Below are 19,224 nucleotides of genomic sequence, written 5' to 3'. Positions count from 1 at the left end.
TTGGAGGAGATTCTTACCCTCCAGCCACCGAGATCCCGATGACCACACCCCGCCGCGATTTCCTCAGCTGGCTCGGCGCTGGTGGCGCTGCCGCCGCGGCCGGCATACCGTTTCCCGCCCGGGCGACGCGCGATTCGATCCCGCGTCCGGTCAGCACCAAATGGGACATGAGCTGGACCGATCGCGCCACGGGCAGGATGCGGGCGGTCTTCGATTCGCCCGGCCTGTCCGAAGGGGCAGCGATCTTCCGGGCGCAGGCGTGGCGCAAGGAGTACCAGGAGGTCTACGGCGGCGACGCCAAGGACCTGACTGCAATCGTCGTCTTCCGCCACGAGGGGATTCCGCTGGTGATGAACGACGCCTTCTGGGAACGATTCAAGTGTGGCAAGGAAAACAAGATCAAGGATCCCAGGACGAAGAAGTGGTCCACGGTCAATCCGGTGAGCGGCGTCCAGGCCGGCGCACCGGCGTCGATGGCTGACTACAACATTCCGGCGTTTGTGGCTGCCGGCGGGATCGTGCTGGCGTGCAATCTGGCCTTTGGCGGGATGGTCGCGATGCTGCAGAAGGCCGACAAGCTCTCCGCCGACGACGCACGCAAGAAGGCGATCGACATGCTCGTCCCGGGCGTCATTCTGCAACCGTCCGGCTTCTTCGCCGTGCTGCAGGCGCAGCAGGTGGGCTGCCACTACTTCCCGGCGAGCTGACGATGAGCCATCCTCTCTCGCAGGACCTGAAGAATCATGCGCGGTACATCCCGCTCTTCCATTTCGTGGCGGGGCCGATCTTCTATCTCAACCTGCTCTACTCGATCGTGATGGCGATCCGCTATCCGATCCTCGACAACATCGTCGGCGTCGCGGTCGCGCTGGCGCTGGTGATCCTCTTTCTCACCGCCCGCCGGTTTGCGACAACGGTGCAGGACCGGGTCATTCGCCTCGAAGAGCAGCTGCGATTCGAGCGGTTGCTGCCGGACGACCTGCGCAACCGGATCCCCGAATTCACTCGCGATCAATTCATCGCACTCCGCTTCGCGTCGGACGCCGAGCTTCCCGAACTGGCGCGGTCGGTGCTCGACCAGCGCATTCACGACCAGGATGCCATCAAGCAGATGGTCAAGGCGTGGCGGGCAGATTACATGCGGGTGTGACCTGACTCGATTCTGACGTCCACCGAAACCACCGGGGCTCGGCGATCGTCGGGCCCCGGCAGCGTATCCTGCTGCCGTCCACGTCGTACCCTGCGAGGAGATCGTCGATGCCCACTCGTCATTTCGTGCGTGCTGTGGCCGCAGTCCTGCTGCTCCCCGGTTGCCTCGTCGCACAGACGCGTGCAGCGACGCCCGCGACGCAGCCCGCCAATCCGTGGGCGGCACTCCTCCTCCCCACCACGCACGCACCGACACCGACCACCGCTGCGATCACGCCGGCCGATCTGCGGACCAGGCTCTTCGCATTTGCCGCGGATTCGATGATGGGTCGTCGCACCGGTACGGCCGGGAACGTCAAAGGCGTCGAGTACATCGCCAGCGAAGTGAAGCGCTTCGGCCTCCTCCCCGGCGGTGTCGACGCCACCTATTTCCAGCCGGTCGCCGTGCCGATCGACCTGCGCACCTTTGATTCGACCAGCACGATCTCCGTCGCCGGCACCGCGCTCACTCCCTGGGTCGATTTCCTCCCGCGCGATCCCGGCGCGCCATTGCGCCCGCTCAACGGCGTCCAGGTGATCTACGGCGGTGTCTGGTCGGATTCCAACTCGGTGATCACGGCGGCCGAGGCGGCGGGGAAATTCGTGGTGATCACATCGACGGCGACCGGAGCGACCAATCCGCGCGGCATTCCGTCGCGTCCGGAGGTCACCGGTCGTTTCTCGACCGCTGCCGGCATCGCGGTCGTCGGGCTCGAGGCCTTTTCGCCGGCGGAGCGGCAGGCGTATCACACCCCGCAAGCCGGAATGCGGGACCAGGATGCGCCGATCTACATGTATGTCACCGGTGCTGCCGCCGAACGACTGATGGGGCATGCGCTCGACGGGCTTGAACGCGGTGCAGCGGGTGGCACGGTGTCCGGCGCGCTGCGCTACACCCGCAGCCCCGCGTACAACCTCCCGGTCCGCAACGTGATCGCATTGTTGCCGGGGAGTGATCCCGCGCTTCGCGGCGAATACGTCGTGATCGGCGCCCACAACGATCATATCGGCACCGTTGGCAGCGCGGCCGCGCCGGTTCCGTTGACCGACATCATGCAGCCGATGGCGCACGACTCGATCTATCTGATCGATCATCTCTTTCGCAAAGGCGGCGCCGATGATCCGCCGCCGGTGCTGAATCCGGTGCAGCAGCAGGACGTCAACGCCATCCTCGCGACGGTGCGGCGCGAGAGTCACGGCAAGTCTGCCCGGATCGATTCGATCTTCAACGGTGCCGATGACGACGGATCGGGGAGCATGAGCGTCCTGGAACTGGCGCAGTACTTCGCCGCCCAGCCGGTCAAGCCGAAGCGCTCCATTCTCTTTGTCTGGCACGTCGGAGAGGAAGAAGGGTTGTGGGGCTCGCAGTGGTTCACCGATCATCCCACCGTGCCGCGCGATTCGATCGTGGCCGAACTCAACATGGACATGGTGGGGCGCGGGGCTGTCACCGACGAGACCGGCAACAGCATCAGCGGCACGCCGTTGCACGGTGGTCCCGGCTATCTGCAGGTGGTCGGATCGCGCCGCCTCTCCACCGAGCTCGGCGATCTCGTCGAGTCGGTGAACAAGTCGGGAGCGCACGGCCTGCATTTCGACTACTCGATGGACGCCGACCACCATCCGCAGCAGATCTACTGCCGCAGCGATCACTACGAGTATGCCCGCTACGGCATCCCGATCGCCTTCTTCACCACCGGCGGCCACGCCGACTATCATCAGCTGACCGATGAGCCGCAGTACATCGACTACTCGCGAATGGCGCAGGTCACGAACTTCATGGCCGACCTCGCCCGGCATGTGGCCAATCTCGATCATCGTCTGGTCGTCGACCACAGCAAGCCGGACCCCCGCGCCGACTGCGTGCAGTAGCGTCCCCGGGCCCGCCGATCGGCGGGCCCTCGCGCTTCCGGCGTCGCCCCGACACCTTCCCTCCTACCGCTTCACCAGGAGCGATCTGCGTGATTGAAGATCGTGCGACGTCGGTGCGCGCCGGCCGAGGCGGTGAAGTCGTCGCGGCCGCGATTCTCGCGGCAGCGCTCTGGGCAGGATTCGCCAGTACCGGATCGCCGCGCGTCGTCCCCGCCACCGCACCGCCCTCCGCGTTCTCGGCCGAACGCGCGATGGCCGATCTGCGCGTGATCGCGGCGGCACCGCACGCCGTCGGCACAGCACAGCATGACCGGATCCGCGACTATCTCGTTGATCGATTGCGCGCACTCGGATGCGGCGACGCCCATGTCCAGTCGGGGACCGGCTTCAATACACTCTCCGGACCGCTTGCTGCCACCATCGCCAACGTGGTGTGCCGGATTCGCGGAACGCCCGGCGCGCCGGCGATCCTGCTCACGGCGCACTACGATGCCGTCCCCCGCGGCCCGGGTGCCGGAGACGACGCCGTTGGCGTCGCGACAATCCTCGAGACGGTGCGTGCGATGCAGAGCTCGCCCCCGCTTCCTCGCGACGTGATCGTCCTGTTCTCGGATGCCGAAGAGGAGGGGCTCCTCGGCGCGGAAGCGTTCGTCAATCTCCATCCGTGGGCGAAGGATGTCGGGACCGTGCTGAACCTCGACACGCGTGGCGACCGCGGCCCGGTGTACATGTTCCAGACGTCACCCGGGAACGCGCCGCTGATCGCTGCCATCGCCACGAGCGTCGACGATGCCCGCACCAACTCGCTCACCGGCGAAGTGTACCGACACCTGCAGAGTGACACCGACATGAGCATCTGGCTCGATTCGGCGTTTCCGGTCGGCGCACTCAACTTCGCCAACATCGACGGATTCACGCATTACCACACGCCGATCGATGATATCACGTCGCTCGATCCGCGAGTCGTGCAGCAGATGGGCGATTACGCCATCGGCCTCGTTCGCCAGCTGGCGATCGATCGAGGACCGGAGCGCACCCACGACGCGATCTACTTCAGCGCCCCGCTCCTTGGTGTGGTCCATTATCCGGCATCGCTTGCGGTGCCGATCGCCATCGTCGAACTGCTCGGGTTGCTGATCCTGGCCGCGCTCGCCGTGCGCCGCGGCTCGCTCTCCGCCCGTGGCACGGGATTGGGCGCGATCCTTGTTGCGATGATCGTGATCGTTCCCGCGGTGGCAACGGCGATCGCGTGGCGCGCAATCCTGCACGTCCACTCGGGGTACGCCGAGATCCTGCAGGGCGATCCGTACAATTCGCGCTGGTACCTGCTGGCGTGTGCGGGATGGACCACGACGATCGCGATCGCGCTTGCTCGCCGGTTCGAACGACGCGCAACGCCGCTCGAACTCAGCGCTGTTGCCCTGTTCCTCTGGGCGATCGTCGGCATCGCCGCCGCATTCCTCCTTCCCGGCGCGACGTACATCTTTGCGTTGCCCCTCGCCGCCGCGATGATCGGCGCAGCATGCTGGCTGCATGCTCGCTCACGCAACCGTCAGCCACCAGCAGCGATCGCGCTCGCGGCGGTTCCGGCGCTGATCCTGTGGCCGCCGACGATCCATGCGCTCGAGGTGGCACTCACTGCCAATCTGCTCACCTTCTGCGCGGCGTTGATCGGCCTCATGATGTCGCTGCTGATTCTGCCGATCGCTCTCCTCGGCAGGTCGCGCAGCTGGATCGTGGCCGCGGCAGCGATCGCATGCGTCGGCGGACTCGTGATCGCGGAAGCGCGCTCGGGATTCACCGCAACGCGCAAACAACCGGACTCGCTGCTCTTCCTCCACGATGCGACCACCGGCCACCAATGGTGGGCGTCGTTTGATCGTCGTGCCGACCAGTGGACCACGCCCATCCTCGGCCCAACCCCAACGCGGCGCACCTTTGATGACTGGTCGTTGGCGCGGCCCGGCATCCAGCTCCTTGCGCGCGAGGGAGCGCCCGTCGCGCCCGACACCGCCTTTCCGGGATCAGTGCTGAGCAGTGCGGTACCGGGTGGACGGCGGATTCACATGCATCTCGCGCAGCACGCTCCCGGTGAGTCGGTCAAGATCGTCGTCGATACCAGCGTGGGCATCACCGACATGACGATCAACGGCCGCGTCCTCGTCAACGGCGGCGACGCCCGGTATCGACCGTCCTATCGCCGAGGGGCCGATGGAACGTTGTTGCGCTACTTCGGTGTGCCGCAAGAAGGTGTCGATCTCTGGTTCACGGCGCATTCCCCAATGCCGGCACGGTTCACGATCATCTCGTCGGTCGATGGACTGCCGCCGCCATCAGCCGGTCCGCTGCCGCCGCGCCCCGCCACCTTGATGAGCAAGCCTTTCGTCCCGACCGACGTCACGCTTACGCGGCACACGGCGACGCTCTGATCGGATGACCGATCTAGTCGCCGGCGGTGCGGTCCGCGGCGAGGAATCGAAGCAGCGCCGTTTCATCCGCGTCGAGATGGTCGCGGCACGTCCGCCGTAGGCACGCTCGCACCCAGCGATCGTAGAGTGCGCGGTCGCGGAACGCCTGCAGCACGGCGGGGTGGATGTAACTCTTGCGGCAGACGGCGACAGTATTGCCGAGTCGCGCCGCGACGGCGGCGATCGCGCTGCCGATCCCTGTGGCACGGCGTTCGCCCGCGTCATCCTGATCGGCCGCGGCGTCCGACGAGTCAAGTTGCTGCGCAGCGAGCAGGGTACCGGCCCAGGTGCGAAAGTCCTTCGCCGTGAAGTCGTGGTCCGAGATCTCTCGCAGGTACTGATTCACGTCGGCGGACTCGATCGGCTGCGGTTCGCCGTGGTCATCGAGATACTGGAAGAGGTGCTGCCCGGGAAGGTCGCGGCAGCGATGCACCAGGCGCGCCAGCCGCCGATCGGTCATCGTGATGTCGTGCGGCTTGCCGCTCTTTCCGCGGAAGTGGAAGCGGATGCGGCTGCCATCCACTTCCACATGCCGATCGGTCAGCGTCGTCAGCCCGAAGGAATGATTGGTGCGGGCGTATTCCTCATTGCCGACCCGCACCAGCGTCGCCTCGAGCAGGCGAACGACCGTCGCCAGGACCCGTTCGCGAGGCATTCCCGGCAGCGCCAGATCCCGGGCAACTGCTGCGCGGATCCTGGGCAGCGCCCGGCCGAACGAGAGCATCCGTTCGTATTTGGTCTCGTCGCGGGCGACGCGCCATCGCGGGTGATACCGATACTGTTTCCGGCCGCGCGCGTCCCGTCCGGTCGCCTGCAGGTGCCCGTTCGCCGTCGCACAGATCCACACCGCCGTCCAGGCTGGCGGAATCGCGAGCGAACCGATGCGCGCCAGCGTCGACGCTTCACGAACGGCGCCTCCATCGTCCGCGGTGTAGGAGAATCCCCGTCCCGAGCGGGACCGACGGATCCCGGGCCCGCTGTCGTCCACGTACCGCAGTTGCGCTGCACGCGCGTCGGAAACAGGCCGGACCGCCGCGACGCCACGCGGCGCCGTCTTTCTCACCGCTCCTCGCCTCACCAGGCCGACCCGACGACGATCATGCGCTCTCTCGAGTGGAAGTCCCCGTGTTACACGTCGAACCGGATACGCTCAGAGACGATTCACGCGATGCGTCGCGACACGACCACCGTCCCCCGTGCTACATTATCGAGACTCACCGCAATCACACTCGGTCGCCTGACTCGGGATTTCGCCATGAAGCTGATCCTCGCCGCGCTCCTTGTTCCCGTCGCACTCGTCGCCCAGGGCCGTCAGGGCCGGGGAGGCGCGCCGAGCGGACCGGCCACACTGCTCACGCCGGCACGCGTCTGGGACGGCACCAGCAGCAAGCCGCACGAAGGCTGGGCGGTCCTCGTTCGCGGCAACCAGATCGTCGCCGTCGGGCCGCGCGCACAGATCAACGCGCCCGCCGACACGAGGACGATCGACCTTCCCAATACGACGCTCCTTCCCGGCTTGATCGAAGCACATTCGCACATGATGCTGCATCCGTACAACGAGACGTCGTGGAATGACCAGGTTCTCCACGAACCGGAAGCGTTGCGCGTTGCCCGCGCCGTCATTCACGCCGACTCGACGTTGCTGGCGGGATTCACCACGGTCCGCGATCTCGGCACCGAGGGTGCCGGCTATGCCGACGTCGGGCTCAAGATGGCGATCAATCAGGGCATCATCCCCGGGCCGCGCATGTTCGTCGTGACCCGCGCGATCGTGTCGACCGGCGAGTACGGCCCGAAGGGATTCGCCACCGAGTACACCGACGACATTCCGCAGGGCGCCGAGGAGGCTGACGGCGTCGACGGGATTTCGCGCGTGGTGCGCGATCAGATGAAGCACGGCGCCGACTGGATCAAGATCTACGCAGATTATCGGTACGGCCCCAACGGGGAAACGGAGCCGGGCTTCACCGAGGACGAGATGAAGCTGATCGTCAACGTCGCCAATACCGGCGGGCGCCCGGTCGCCGCACACGCCACGTCACCGGAAGGGATGCGCCGTGCGATTCTCGCAGGCGTGCGCACCATCGAACACGGCGATGCCGGAACGCCCGAGGTCTTCAAGCTGATGAAGGAACACGGCACCTATTTCATCCCGACGGTCGCCGCCGGTGAATCGCAACTGGAGCAGGCCGGGCGCTATCACATCGGCGATTCGCTGCCGCGCTCGCTCGAGACGAAGCGGACCTCGTTCCAGGAGGCGATGAAGGCCGGCGTGATGATCGGCAGCGGCAGCGACGTCGGCGTCTTCTCCCACGGCGACAACGCCAAGGAATTGATCCTCATGGTCCAGTTCGGGATGAAGCCGATCGACGCCCTCATCGCTGCGACGTCGACCGACGCGAAGATGCTGCAGATGGACGATCGCATCGGGATGGTAAAGCCTGGGCTCTGGGCCGATCTCATCGCGGTCGACGGCGACCCGACGGTCGACATCTCCACGCTCAAGCACGTCACGTTCGTGATGAAGAACGGCGTCGTCTACAAGCAGTGATCGGCGCAACGGTCGAATTGCAACGCCCGTCGCCTTGTCGGCATTGGCACATCGAGGCATTATCTATTTCCTCACCTCTTCCAGACCCGGAGTTGGTTCGATGTTACGCAAGGCGCTGATACCACTGATCGCCCTCTCCATTCCCGCGACGCTCCTCGCCCAAGGCCCCGAAAAGATCGACACCGCGATGAACGCGAAGATCGAGGCCGAGGGGATGCAGCATTCGAAGATCATGTGGATCGAGCATTACCTGACCGACGTCTATGGTCCCCGTCCGATCGGCTCGCCCAACCATGTGGCCGCGGCCAACTGGGCGGTCAAGACGATGACCTCGTTCGGGATGCAGAACGCGCACCTCGAACCGTTCACCTGGAAGGGTGTTGGCTGGATGCCGGGACGGATGACCGGCTGGGTGACGTCGCCCGTCAAGTTCAACGTCAAGTTCGAAGCGCAGCCGTGGTCGCCGTCGACCAGGGGACCGATCAGCGGTTCGATCGTGGCGCTCGAAGCGCCGGTCGATCCGACCCCGGCAGAGCTCACGGCGTATCTCGCGAAGATGGCGCCGAGAGTAAAGGGCGGCATCGTGATGGTGGGACCGCCGGCCGACGTGCCGGTCGACTTCTGCCCGACGGCGACGCGCATCAGCGACAGCGCCGCAAGGGAGATGTTCGTGCCGCGCGATCCCAACGCCGCCGGAGCGGGGCGTGGTGGTCGCGGCGGCGGGGGACGCGGCGCCGCCTGCGGTGGCCGCGGAGGGAACGGGTTTGGCGGCGCACGCGGTGGCCGGGGCGGTGAACCGACGCCGGCCGGCAAGGTGTCGGCGGCGGAAGTGAATCAGGCGATCCAGGCGCTGGCGCGCGACAATCAGCCCGGGCTGCTCCTGCGTGCGCAGGGCGGTGGCCGCATTCCCGGCGAGATCGTGGCACAGAACGGTGGCGGCCAGATCTACGACGACACCACGCCGCAGCCTCCCGCGATCATCCTTCGCACCGATGACTACGGCCGGATCTGGCGGATCATCCAGGATGGCACGCCGGTTACCGCCGAATTCAATGTCCAGAATACGTTCTACCCGCAGGGGAAAACGTCCTATGTCACCGTCGGCGAGATCCCCGGCACCGACAAGGCCGACGAAGTCGTGATGCTCGGCGGACACCTCGATTCGTGGACCAGCGCCACGGGTGCCACCGACAACGCGATCGGCTGCGCCATCATGATGGAAGCGGCGCGAATTCTCGAAGCGATCGGCGCCAAGCCGCGCCGGACGATCCGGGTGGCACTCTGGAGCGGCGAGGAGGAAGGTCTTCTCGGCTCCTTCGCCTACGTCGCGAACCATTTCGGCTCCGCCGAGAATCCCAAGCCGGAGTTCGCCAAGCTCGACGCCTACTGGAACATCGATGACGGCACCGGCCTGGTGCGGGGCGCCTCCATCTTCGGACCGCAAGCCGCGGCCGATGTGCTGGCTCCATATCTGAAGGCGTGGGAAAAGTGGGGGATCTACGGCGCCGGTGCGTCCAGCGCGCGCGTCGAAGGCGGCAGCGACAATGGGGCGTTTGCGGTCGCAGGATTGCCGGGAATCGGCGCGCGCCAGGATCCGATCGCGTATAACTCCACCACCTGGCATTCGAATCTCGACACCTACGAACGGATCATCCCCGACGACGTGATGAAGAACGCGGTGATCACCGCCGCGACGATGCTCGCGCTCGCCGATCGTGACGACATGGTCCCGCGCTTCCCGGCCGACAAGATGCCGGCGATTCCGACGCCTGCGCCGCGCGGAGGCGCCAATCAGATCGCCGCGGGGCCGACGGCGATTCCGCACGTCGTAGTTGTCGCAAAGGCACACGCCGCGTCGATCCGGGCGCCGGGGCTCGCCGGTGGCGGCGGTCGCGGCGGCGCTGAAGCGCCAACGGCATCGCTGGTCCGGAAGGCGGCTCACGGCACGGTGGTCGTGGATGCCAACGGCGCTTTCACCTACACCCCGTCGCCGACCTTCGTCGGCACCGACACCTTTACCTACAAAGTGACGCGTGGCGGCGAATCGAGCGCCGACGGAATGGTGACGCTGATCGTTCGCTGAACCGAAACAGTTTCATGGCTGCAACAAGGGACCGCTCCGGCGGTCCCTTTGTTGTTCCCATTCGCTACATTACCAACGTGCCCTTCACATCACGGTGCGTTGTCCTGGTGCTGCAATGACTCTGCTCAGCACCACGCAGCTGACCAAGCGGTATCCCGGTGGGGTGACGGCGCTCGACGGCCTTACGCTCTCGGTCGAGCCGGGCGTGATCGGACTCGTCGGCGCCAACGGCGCCGGGAAGAGCACCTTCCTCAAGATCATTCTCGGCTTGCTGCGTCCCACCAGCGGATCGCTTTCCGTCCTCGGCTTCGACGCGACGACGCAGGGACCGGAGTTGCGTCAGTACCTCGGCTACATCCCCGAATTTGACTGCCTTCCGCCCGATCAGACGGCGACTGATCTCGTGACGCACCTGGCGCGCGTTTCCGGCCTCCCGGCGGCGGCGGCGAGAGAGCGCGCCGCGGAGATGCTCCGCCATGTCGGATTGTACGACGAGCGGTATCGCCCGATCGGCGGCTATTCCACCGGGATGAAGCAACGCGTCAAGCTGGCGCAGGCACTGGTCCACGATCCGAAGTTGCTCCTCCTCGACGAACCGACCAACGGGCTCGACCCCGCCGGCCGCACCGACATGCTCGAGCTGATCCAGCGCACCGGAAACGAATTCGGGATCAGCGTGATTCTCGCCTCACACCTCCTCGGCGAAATCGAGCAGGTGTGCCATTACCTCGTCGCGATCGACGGCGGCCGGCTGCTGCGCGCCGCGCCGATCGACGTCTTCACCCGCGAGACCGAGATGCTCGCGGTCGAAGTGATCGGCGACGCCGACCGCTTTGTGCAGCGCCTCGGCGAACACGGGTTGGCGGTCCGCCGGGGCAGTGACGGCGCCATCCTGATCACGATCGACGGCGATCCACCGTGGGACCTGGTGCGCGATCTGGCGGCGGATGGCGGCGTGGGATTGCTGCGAATCGCGCGGCGCCGCGACCGGCTCGAAGATCTCTTTCACCGCGAATCGGCACCGGTCGCGATGTCAGGCCTGACCGCATGACCGCCACACCGGGGACACCCGACGTGCCGCGTCCCGCCGGTGCGATCTACGACATCGGCTACCAGCATTACGACGGAAAGCGGCTCGGGCGTGCCGGCGCGATGCGAGCGCTCTACGTGCACGGACTCCGCGCCATTTTCGGCCTGGGCCGAGGGGTCCGCGCCAAAATCCCGCCGGTCGCGCTGGTGGCGTTCATCCTGATTCCGGCGGTGATCCAGGTCGCGGTGGTCGGTCTCGCCGGCAACGCGGTACAGCTCTTCACCCACGCCACGTATTTCCGGACCACCGTCTGGGTCTTTGCCCTCTTCTGCGCCTTCCAGACACCGGAGCTTGTCACCGGCGATCAGCAATATCGCGTCCTGGCGCTGTACTTCTCCCGCGCCATCAGTCGTTCGGATTACGTGCTCGCACGACTCGGTGCGCTCTTCACAGCGCTCTTCGTCGTGGCGCTCCTGCCGCACATCGTTCTGCTCGTCGGGACCTGGTTCGCGGCCGACAACGTCTTCACCGCGGCGCGCGATTCGGTGTCGATCATTCCGCGAATCCTGATCGGAGCTGCTGGCGTCTCGCTGCTGCTGTCGAGCGTGTCACTCACGCTCGCCGCGCTGATTCCGCGCCGGCCGTTCGCCACGGCGGCGATTCTCACGGTGTTCATTCTCACCAGCGCATTCATTCTGCCGCTGGTGCTCAATCGTCCGGCGAAGATGCGGTACCTGGTGCTGGCGTCTCCCGCCGACGTGGGGATCGGATTCACCCGCTGGGTCTTCGACACGACGCATGGCGATTCGACATTCGCCCAGCGGCAGTTCACCGATTCGGTGGAGCAGGTGGCTGCCCAAGCCAGGATGAACGCGCGATTCGATTCCCTCCCCGATTCGGTGAAGGCGAGACGCGGCGGACATCCGCCCGTGGTGCGTCAGCGTTTCCGTCGTCCGCGCGGCCTGCTCGATACGGCGTCGCTCCCGGGATCGATCTTCCTGGTCACGACCTGCGGTCTCCTCATCCTCGCGGGCGGCGTCCTGACCTGGCGGTACCGGCGGGTCGAGACGTGACCGTCGCCGTCACGAATGCCTCCAAGTGGTACGGCAACATCGTCGCGGTCAACGACGTCTCGTTCACCCTGTCGCCCGGGATCACCGGCCTGCTCGGCCCCAACGGCGCCGGCAAGTCGACGCTGCTCCACATGATCACCGGCCTGCTGCGGCCGTCGAACGGCACTGTATTGATCAATGATATAGCTGCGTGGCAGCATCCCGCGGTCTATCGCGCCATCGGATTCGTCCCCGAGTCGGAAGCGGTGTATCCGTTCCTGAGCGCGTTCGAGTTCGCGCGGCTCAACGCGAGGCTGCAGCGCGTCGCCGACCCCGCCGCTGCCGCCGCGCGGGCGATCCGGATGGTCGACCTCGAGGCAGCGCAGCACCGGCCGATCGGGACGTATTCCAAGGGGATGCGGCAGCGCGCCAAGATCGCCGCGACGCTGGTGCACGACCCGGAGATTCTCCTCCTCGACGAGCCGTTCAACGGGATGGATCCGAAGCAGCGGCTCGAGATGATGACGCTGCTGCGCGAACTGGCGGAGCGCGGCCGGACGATCCTCGTGTCGTCCCACATCCTCGAGGAAGTCGATCGGATCGCCGATACCGTGCTGGTGCTGATCGGCGGGCGCCTCGCGGCGTCCGGCCCGAGCCGCGTCATTCGCCAGCTGATGACCGACCGGCCGCACACCTTCACGGTGCGATCGAGCGACGATCGTCGACTCGCCTCCGCGCTGATGGCGCAGCCCGCGACCACGAGCGTCGAGATCGCGCCGTCGGGTCTCACCATTCGGACCGCCGACCTTGGCGCATTTGCCCGCGCGTTGCCGGTGCTCGCTCGCGACGCGTCGATCTCGCTCACCGAGGTGCTTCCCAGCGACGAGTCGCTCGAAAGCGTCTTCTCCTACCTGGTGCAGCGATGACCGCGCCGATCAATCGCGCCATCGCCGAGCTCACGATTCGGCAATCGCTGGCGCGGCGGCGCTGGATCATCGTGGCGATCCTCGCCGCACTCCCGGTCGTGATGGCGCTCGTGTTGCGGCCGTACCTGCAGGACAACGCCGAACGTCTCAACGCCGCGGTCGACATCTGCTCCACCGTGGCATTCACGGTCGTCGTGCCGATCATCGCGCTGGTCCTCGCCAGCGCCGGATTTGGCGCCGAGATCGATGACGGCACCGTCGTCTATCTGCTCACCAAGCCGACCGAACGATCCACGATCGCGATCACCAAGCTCGTGGTGACCGCCGCGCTGGCGCTCGCCTTGAACGGCGCGTCGGTCGCGCTGGTCGGGATCATCCTGCTGCGCGGCACCGGCTCAACCAATCTCGGCGTCGGCTTCGCGGCCGGAGCGGTGCTGGGAAGCATTCTCTACGCCGCGATCTTCCTGGCGCTCGGCCTGATCACGCGCCGCGGAATGCTTGTTGGTCTGGTCTATCTCGTGGTCTGGGAAGGGGTGCTGTCGCGACTCTTCGCGGGGACCCGGACCTTCAGCGTGCGGCAGTACATGATGAGCGTCACCGACGCGATCGCCAAGGCGGACGCGGCCGTCTTCACTGCCGAACTGCCGCACGCCCGGGCGTACATCATGAGCGGCGTGGTCACGGCGGCCGCCCTCGGCTACTGCATCCGGCGGCTCCGCGATTTCGAGGTTGGCCACACCGCATAGCCCCGGCAGGTGACCTTTGGCTGGTGGACGAGGTCCTCTCACGCAGGGGGTTCGATCCACACCTGCATCCGGGGAGGTCGCATGCGAGCACCGGCGGTACTTCTCTCCCTGGCGGCCGGCGTGTTGCTCGCCGGATGCCACGACGCGCCCAGCAGTGACACGCTGATCGGCTACTGGACCGCCGACAACCTCCATTTTTCTGCGACGGCGACCGGCGCGGTCCTCGACATGCCGTGTCTCCACGCCACGTACGGGCCGATCGTCCTCACCAGCGATGGCAAGATCATGGCCACCTCGACCTCGCTGACAGTGACCGGCAACATCATGCACTCGCCCGGCGCGGAGCTCCAGATCAACGGCGGACGCGACGGGCAGTCGCTTGCGCTCTCGGTCGTCATCGTGAATACGTCGCCGGTCAACGACCCACTTTCGGTACTGTTGTCGCCCGGTGGTTCGCACGATCCGCTGCTCTGTACCGCCTGACGCAGCGGGCGGGATGATCGGCCCCGCCTTGCCACCGGGCGCCCTGCCACGATACGATGCTCTGGTCGCTGCGCCGCGGCAGGTCGCGACGTGCTCCTCGTGTATCGTGGATTCCCGGGACATCGATGAAGTATCCCATCGACAAGGTGTACTCGATCGGCATCGCCGTGGCCCTGGCGGTGACGGCGGGCAATACCATCCTCGCGATCCAGAGCACCTCCTTCCTCTACCGGAGCGCCGCCGACGTCTCGCACACGTACGCCGTGTTCGACGCCCTGGGACTGGTCCTCGCCAGCACTGAAGACGCCGAGACCGGCGAGCGCGGGTTCGTCATCACCGGCGACCCGGAATACCTCGAACCGTACCACATGGCGCTCGGCGCCCTCCCCGGCCGGGTGCGCTCGCTCGACACGATGACGCGCGACAATCCGCGCCAGCACGAGCGGATCCCCGAGCTGCGTCGCGCCATCGCCGACAAGCTCGACGACATGCGGCAGACAATCGCCCTGCGGCAGGACGAAGGGTTCGCGGCGGCGGAGCGGCTGGTCACGTCCGGCCACGGCAAGGCGACGATGGACGGGATCCGCTCCCAGGTGCGCGACATGGTGAGCGATGAGGACTCGCTGCTCACCGAGCGCCGCGGCGGCGCCGTGCGCCAGCGCGACCTCGCCATCACCGGGCTCGTCCTCGCGGGGGCGCTCGAGTTCCTCACCCTCGCGGCGCTCTTCTACCTCGTTCGGCGCAAGGTCCGGGTGCGGGAACAGGCCGCGGCCGCACTCAATCAGCAGAAGGAGCTCTTCCGGATCACGCTGGCGAGCATCGGCGATGGCGTGATCACTACCGACGCCGATGGCCGCGTCACCTTCCTCAATCCCGTGGCCGAGGCAATTACCGGCTGGCAGACCGACGACGCTGCCGGTCATCCGCTCGATGTCGTCTTCGACGTCATCAACCACGATACCCGCGAGCGGGTCCCCAACCCTGCCCTCCGTGCACTCCGCGATGGCGTGATCGTGGGGCTCGCGAATCACAGCGTCCTGATCGCGCGCGATGGCACCGAACGGCCGATCGATGATTGCGCCGCACCGATTCGCGGCGCCGGTGAGACGATCGTCGGCGCGGTACTGGTCTTCCGCGACATCTCCGAGCGGAGCCGGGCCGAGCAGCGGGTGCGCGAAGCGGACCGCCGCAAGGATGAGTTCCTTGCCGTGCTGGCACACGAGCTGCGCAATCCGCTCGCGCCGCTGCACAACGCGCTGAGCGTCGTCCGGCTGTCGCAGAACGATCCCGCGACGGTCGAGCGGGTCGGTGGGATCATGGAGCGGCAGCTGCAGCAGATGGTCCGGCTGATCGACGACCTCCTCGATGTCTCGAGAATCACCAGCAATCGCCTGGAGCTTCGCCGCGAGACGACCGATCTTGCCGCCGTGGTGCACCTGGCGCTCGAAACGGTCGGTCCGTTGCTGCGCCAGTCCGGGCACTCGCTCAAGCTCATCATGCCGCCGTCGCCGCTGCACATTGACGCCGATCCGACGCGGCTGGCGCAGGCGTTCGGCAATCTCCTCGGCAACGCCATCAAGTACACCGAAACCGGCGGCCGCGTCTGGCTCACCGTGGAGCGAAGCGGGCGCGAGGCGGTGGTCACCGTGCGCGACACCGGGATCGGCATTCCCGCGGAGATGCTCGATACCATCTTCGACATGTTCACCCAGGTGGACCGCTCCCTCGAACAGGCGCGGTCGGGTCTCGGCATCGGGCTGTCACTGACGCGCCGCATCGTGGAGATGCACGGCGGATCGGTGTCGGCGACGAGTGAGGGACTCGGAACCGGGAGCCAGTTCGTGGTGCGACTGCCGCTCGTCCTCGCGCCGACCGCCGGCGCGCGGGAGGGTGGTCCGGTCCTGACCAGCCGCCTGGTGCGGCGGATCCTGGTGGCGGATGACAACGCCGATGCCGTCGATTCACTGGCGATGATGCTGCGGATGATGGGACACGAACTGGCGGTGGCACGGGACGGGGCGGAAGCGCTCGAGCAGGGTGAGCGCTTTCATCCGGATATTGCACTGCTCGACATCGGCATGCCAAAGGTCAACGGCTACGATGTCGCGCGCGCAATCCGGACGGCCGAGTGGGGGCGGCAGATCGTGCTTGTCGCCCTCACCGGATGGGGCCAGGACGAAGACCGGCGCCGCTCACTCGACGCCGGGTTCGATCATCACATGGTGAAGCCCGTTGATCTCGCCGCGCTGACCGCGGTCCTCAACGGCGGCTGACGGCGGCTATCGGCCGCCGCCACCTCCCGCCGATCCGGCGCGCCCCGCGGGTGCAGCACCACCGCGGCCCCCGGCGCGGCCGCGACCACCGGCGGCGCCGCCACGCCCACCCTGCGTCCCCATCTCGTACTCCTTCGGCGGTTCGCCGCCCATTAGATAGCGGACGAAGTAATCCCACCGCCGGCGCTGCATGTACGCCGATTCGGTCCCGTAGCCGTGGACCTGGTTGGGGAGGAGCAGCAGGTCGAAATCCTTGTTGGCCTTGATCAGCGCATCGATGACCAGGAAGGTGTTGTACGGCGGCACGTTGTTGTCGACGGTGCCATGGGCGAGGAGGAGATGCCCCTTCAGGTTCTTGGCGAAGTCCTCGTTCGCTTCGGCGGTGTAGCTGTCGGTGCCGTCTGCTCCCTTCACGTCGAGCCCCTGATAGCGCTCGCCCCAGTCATCCTCGTATTCGCGATTGTCGTGGTTCCCCGATTCGGAAATGCCGACCTTGAAGAAATCGGGATAGCGGAACATCGCATCCGCCGTCGCGAACCCGCCGCCGGAGTGCCCGTAGATCCCCACCTTGTCGAGGTCGACCCAGCTGTAGCGCTGGCCGAGTTCCTTCATCCCCGCGACCTGATCGGGGAGGGTATTGTCGCCCATTTTCGCGTAGTAGGCGTCGTGGAACTTCTTGTCGCGATCCGGCGTCCCCATCCCGTTGATCTTGACGACGACGAAGCCGAGGTTGGCGAGTCCCTGCCCTTCGCCACCGGCCGGCGTGAATCCCCAGGCGCCATTGCTGCCGGACTGCGGGCCCGGGTAGATGTTGTTGATGATCGGATACTTCTTCGATGGATCGAAGTTGGCCGGCTTGTACATCACCCCGTAGATGTCGGTCGCACCGTCGCGCGCCTTCATCTTGATCGTCGTCACCGGATTCCAGCCCGCCGCCTTGAGTGCGGCCGGATCGGCGCCCTTCTCCAGTGGCATGATCAGCGCACCGGTGGTCGCATCGCGCAGCGCACTCTGGTACGGGACGTCGGTCTGGCTCCAGGTATCGACGACATACTTCCCCGACGGCGAGAATTGCGCGGCATGCGTCCCGTTGTCGGGCGTCAGCGACACCATCCCGGTCCCATCCAGCTTCACGCGATAGTAATGCGCGTAGTACGGATTCTGTCCCGGTTCGCGGCCGACAGCGGTGAACCAGAGTGTGCGCGTCGTGTCGTTGAGGCGAAGGACGCCGGTCGTCACACCGTCGCCGGGCGTGACCTTGTTCTTGAGTTGTCCGGTGGCGAGATCGTAGAGATAGAAGTGGCCCCAGTTGTCGCGCTCCGAGTACCAGAGCACTTCCTTCGTCGGCCAGATCACTTCCCAGATCGGCGACCCGCCGGGGCCGCCTTCGAACTGCGTCGGCGAGCTCTCATCGAAAACCGTGCGCACGTCGCCGGTGTTGGCGTTCGCTTCGCGCAGCCAGACATGCTTGTGGTCACGCGACGATGACGCGAAGACCACCGACGAATCATCCGGGCTCCACTTGATGTCGCCCATGTTGAGGTTGTCGACCACGGTGCCGCGATGCTGGTCGGGCGGCATCTTGAAGCGCACCATCTTCCCGGTCTCGACGTTGATCACCACCCGCTGGATCGTGGTGACGATGCTGTCGCCGGGGAGCGGATACGGCCATGCCTGCAGCACCGGATGTCCGCCCTCGCGGCCGTTGGCGGAATAGCGGCCGCCGCTCGGCGTCGACACCAGGTACATCAACCCGACACCGCGCTGATCCTGCTGCTGCGTCGCAATCATCCTGCTGTCGGCCGACCAGAGGCCGATCGCCCGATCGCTGTTGACCCATCCCGCGTTATCGGTGGCGTAGCCGAAATTCTCGACGCCGTCACGCGTCAGCTGCCGTTCCTGTCCGGTGGCGAGATCCTTGACCCAGAGATTCCAGTCGTGCACGAAGACGCCCTTCTTGCCGTCGGGCGCCATGTTGAGCGGCTCACCGTGCGACGACTGCGCGCCGCCCCCGGCAGCTCCGCGCCCGCCGCGTCCGCCACGCCCACCGCCGCCGAAACCGCCACCGTTCCCCACGTCCTTGGGAATCGTGCCGGCCGGAAGCGCGGCGCACCTGGAGCCTTTCGCATCGCAGCTCCATTCCTTCCCGTCGACCGCGACCATGATCGAGCGACCATCCCTGGTGAATGCGATCGAGGTGAACGGCAGATGCTGCGCGTCAACCGCCTGCCCGCTCGCCTTTGCCAGAGCCGCGGCGACCTTCACCTGGTCGAACGCCGGCGCGTGGGTCTTCTTCGCGGGATCGACGAGGATGAATGCCCCGCTCCCCTCGCGGTACCAGAAGCGATCGCCGGGAAGCCAGTTCGGAGAGACCTGGCCTTCGGCGGCGAGCTGCGTCACCTGGAGGTTGTTCATCGACCGTTCCGCCGCGGCATAGTCGGCGGTGGTCACGACGCGCTGCGCCGCGGCGGGAATCGCCACGGTGCACGCTGCAACTGCGGCGACCCAGTGGTGGCGTTTGACCTGAAGCAACATGCTGATCCTCGGATGAA

At 66.4% G+C, this 19,224-nt stretch carries 14 protein-coding genes; 12 read left to right on the top strand and 2 right to left on the bottom strand.

What is annotated here, in order from left to right; genetic code table 11:
* The first annotated feature begins 38 nt into the window (after positions 1-38).
* The 4 genes from VGM20_12465 (at position 39) to VGM20_12450 (ending at position 5,489) form a co-directional block, all read left to right on the top strand.
* Positions 39-707 (top strand): twin-arginine translocation signal domain-containing protein, encoded by a 669-nt coding sequence (locus VGM20_12465; protein ID HEY4101677.1) that lies wholly within the window; start codon positions 39-41, stop codon positions 705-707.
* A 2-nt stretch (positions 708-709) separates the two neighbouring features.
* Positions 710-1,150, top strand: coding sequence for a DUF6526 family protein (locus VGM20_12460; GenBank protein ID HEY4101676.1), 441 nt, complete (start codon positions 710-712; stop codon positions 1,148-1,150).
* 107 nt (positions 1,151-1,257) lie between these two features.
* The gene (locus VGM20_12455) at positions 1,258-3,060 is read left to right on the top strand and encodes a M28 family peptidase (protein HEY4101675.1); all 1,803 of its coding nucleotides are present in this window, start codon (positions 1,258-1,260) and stop codon (positions 3,058-3,060) included.
* Positions 3,061-3,149: 89 nt separating this feature from the next.
* On the top strand, positions 3,150-5,489 hold the full coding sequence (locus tag VGM20_12450; protein ID HEY4101674.1) for a M20/M25/M40 family metallo-hydrolase: 2,340 nt from the start codon (positions 3,150-3,152) through the stop codon (positions 5,487-5,489).
* A 13-nt stretch (positions 5,490-5,502) separates the two neighbouring features.
* On the opposite strand, the gene VGM20_12445 is transcribed toward VGM20_12450, so the two are convergent.
* Positions 5,503-6,591 carry a hypothetical protein gene (locus VGM20_12445; protein ID HEY4101673.1) on the bottom strand — a complete coding sequence of 363 codons (1,089 nt, stop codon included), beginning with the start codon at positions 6,589-6,591 and terminating at the stop codon, positions 5,503-5,505.
* A 192-nt stretch (positions 6,592-6,783) separates the two neighbouring features.
* Between VGM20_12445 and VGM20_12440 the strand changes: the two genes are divergently transcribed.
* The 8 genes from VGM20_12440 to VGM20_12405 all read left to right on the top strand — a co-directional run bounded on the left by VGM20_12440 (position 6,784) and on the right by VGM20_12405 (position 16,672).
* The gene (locus VGM20_12440) at positions 6,784-8,079 is read left to right on the top strand and encodes an amidohydrolase family protein (GenBank protein HEY4101672.1); all 1,296 of its coding nucleotides are present in this window, start codon (positions 6,784-6,786) and stop codon (positions 8,077-8,079) included.
* Between the two features lie 100 nt (positions 8,080-8,179).
* Positions 8,180-10,162: a M20/M25/M40 family metallo-hydrolase gene (locus VGM20_12435; GenBank protein HEY4101671.1), complete on the top strand. Its 1,983-nt coding sequence runs from the start codon at positions 8,180-8,182 to the stop codon at positions 10,160-10,162.
* A gap of 115 nt (positions 10,163-10,277) precedes the next feature.
* Positions 10,278-11,213 carry an ABC transporter ATP-binding protein gene (locus VGM20_12430; protein HEY4101670.1) on the top strand — a complete coding sequence of 312 codons (936 nt, stop codon included), beginning with the start codon at positions 10,278-10,280 and terminating at the stop codon, positions 11,211-11,213.
* A complete protein-coding gene (locus VGM20_12425) occupies positions 11,210-12,265 on the top strand; it encodes a hypothetical protein (protein HEY4101669.1) in 1,056 nt (351 codons plus the stop codon). The genes VGM20_12430 and VGM20_12425 overlap by 4 nt, the downstream gene beginning before the upstream one ends.
* Positions 12,262-13,170 carry an ABC transporter ATP-binding protein gene (locus VGM20_12420; GenBank protein HEY4101668.1) on the top strand — a complete coding sequence of 303 codons (909 nt, stop codon included), beginning with the start codon at positions 12,262-12,264 and terminating at the stop codon, positions 13,168-13,170. Before VGM20_12425 ends, VGM20_12420 begins: the two co-directional genes overlap by 4 nt.
* The gene (locus tag VGM20_12415; GenBank protein HEY4101667.1) at positions 13,167-13,916 is read left to right on the top strand and encodes an ABC transporter permease subunit; all 750 of its coding nucleotides are present in this window, start codon (positions 13,167-13,169) and stop codon (positions 13,914-13,916) included. The genes VGM20_12420 and VGM20_12415 overlap by 4 nt, the downstream gene beginning before the upstream one ends.
* A gap of 81 nt (positions 13,917-13,997) precedes the next feature.
* Positions 13,998-14,399, top strand: a complete 402-nt coding sequence (locus VGM20_12410) for a hypothetical protein (GenBank protein HEY4101666.1) — start codon at positions 13,998-14,000, stop codon at positions 14,397-14,399.
* Between the two features lie 125 nt (positions 14,400-14,524).
* Positions 14,525-16,672 carry a CHASE3 domain-containing protein gene (locus VGM20_12405; protein ID HEY4101665.1) on the top strand — a complete coding sequence of 716 codons (2,148 nt, stop codon included), beginning with the start codon at positions 14,525-14,527 and terminating at the stop codon, positions 16,670-16,672.
* A gap of 6 nt (positions 16,673-16,678) precedes the next feature.
* Here the strand turns inward: VGM20_12405 and VGM20_12400 are convergent, their stop codons facing one another.
* Positions 16,679-19,207, bottom strand: coding sequence for a DPP IV N-terminal domain-containing protein (locus VGM20_12400; protein ID HEY4101664.1), 2,529 nt, complete (start codon positions 19,205-19,207; stop codon positions 16,679-16,681).
* Between the last annotated feature and the right edge of the window lie 17 nt (positions 19,208-19,224).

This window comes from Gemmatimonadales bacterium, assembly GCA_036500345.1.
In the GTDB taxonomy this organism is placed as follows: domain Bacteria; phylum Gemmatimonadota; class Gemmatimonadetes; order Gemmatimonadales; family GWC2-71-9; genus Palsa-1233.
This window is presented reverse-complemented; position numbering and strand designations above follow the sequence as displayed.

Coding starts and splice junctions, on each gene's coding strand:
- VGM20_12465 (HEY4101677.1), top strand. CDS start 39: ATGACCACACCCCGCCGCGATTTCCTCAGCTGGCTCGGCGCTGGTGGC.
- VGM20_12460 (HEY4101676.1), top strand. CDS start 710: ATGAGCCATCCTCTCTCGCAGGACCTGAAGAATCATGCGCGGTACATC.
- VGM20_12455 (HEY4101675.1), top strand. CDS start 1,258: ATGCCCACTCGTCATTTCGTGCGTGCTGTGGCCGCAGTCCTGCTGCTC.
- VGM20_12440 (HEY4101672.1), top strand. CDS start 6,784: ATGAAGCTGATCCTCGCCGCGCTCCTTGTTCCCGTCGCACTCGTCGCC.
- VGM20_12435 (HEY4101671.1), top strand. CDS start 8,180: ATGTTACGCAAGGCGCTGATACCACTGATCGCCCTCTCCATTCCCGCG.
- VGM20_12430 (HEY4101670.1), top strand. CDS start 10,278: ATGACTCTGCTCAGCACCACGCAGCTGACCAAGCGGTATCCCGGTGGG.
- VGM20_12425 (HEY4101669.1), top strand. CDS start 11,210: ATGACCGCCACACCGGGGACACCCGACGTGCCGCGTCCCGCCGGTGCG.
- VGM20_12415 (HEY4101667.1), top strand. CDS start 13,167: ATGACCGCGCCGATCAATCGCGCCATCGCCGAGCTCACGATTCGGCAA.
- VGM20_12410 (HEY4101666.1), top strand. CDS start 13,998: ATGCGAGCACCGGCGGTACTTCTCTCCCTGGCGGCCGGCGTGTTGCTC.
- VGM20_12405 (HEY4101665.1), top strand. CDS start 14,525: ATGAAGTATCCCATCGACAAGGTGTACTCGATCGGCATCGCCGTGGCC.
- VGM20_12400 (HEY4101664.1), bottom strand. CDS start 19,207: ATGTTGCTTCAGGTCAAACGCCACCACTGGGTCGCCGCAGTTGCAGCG.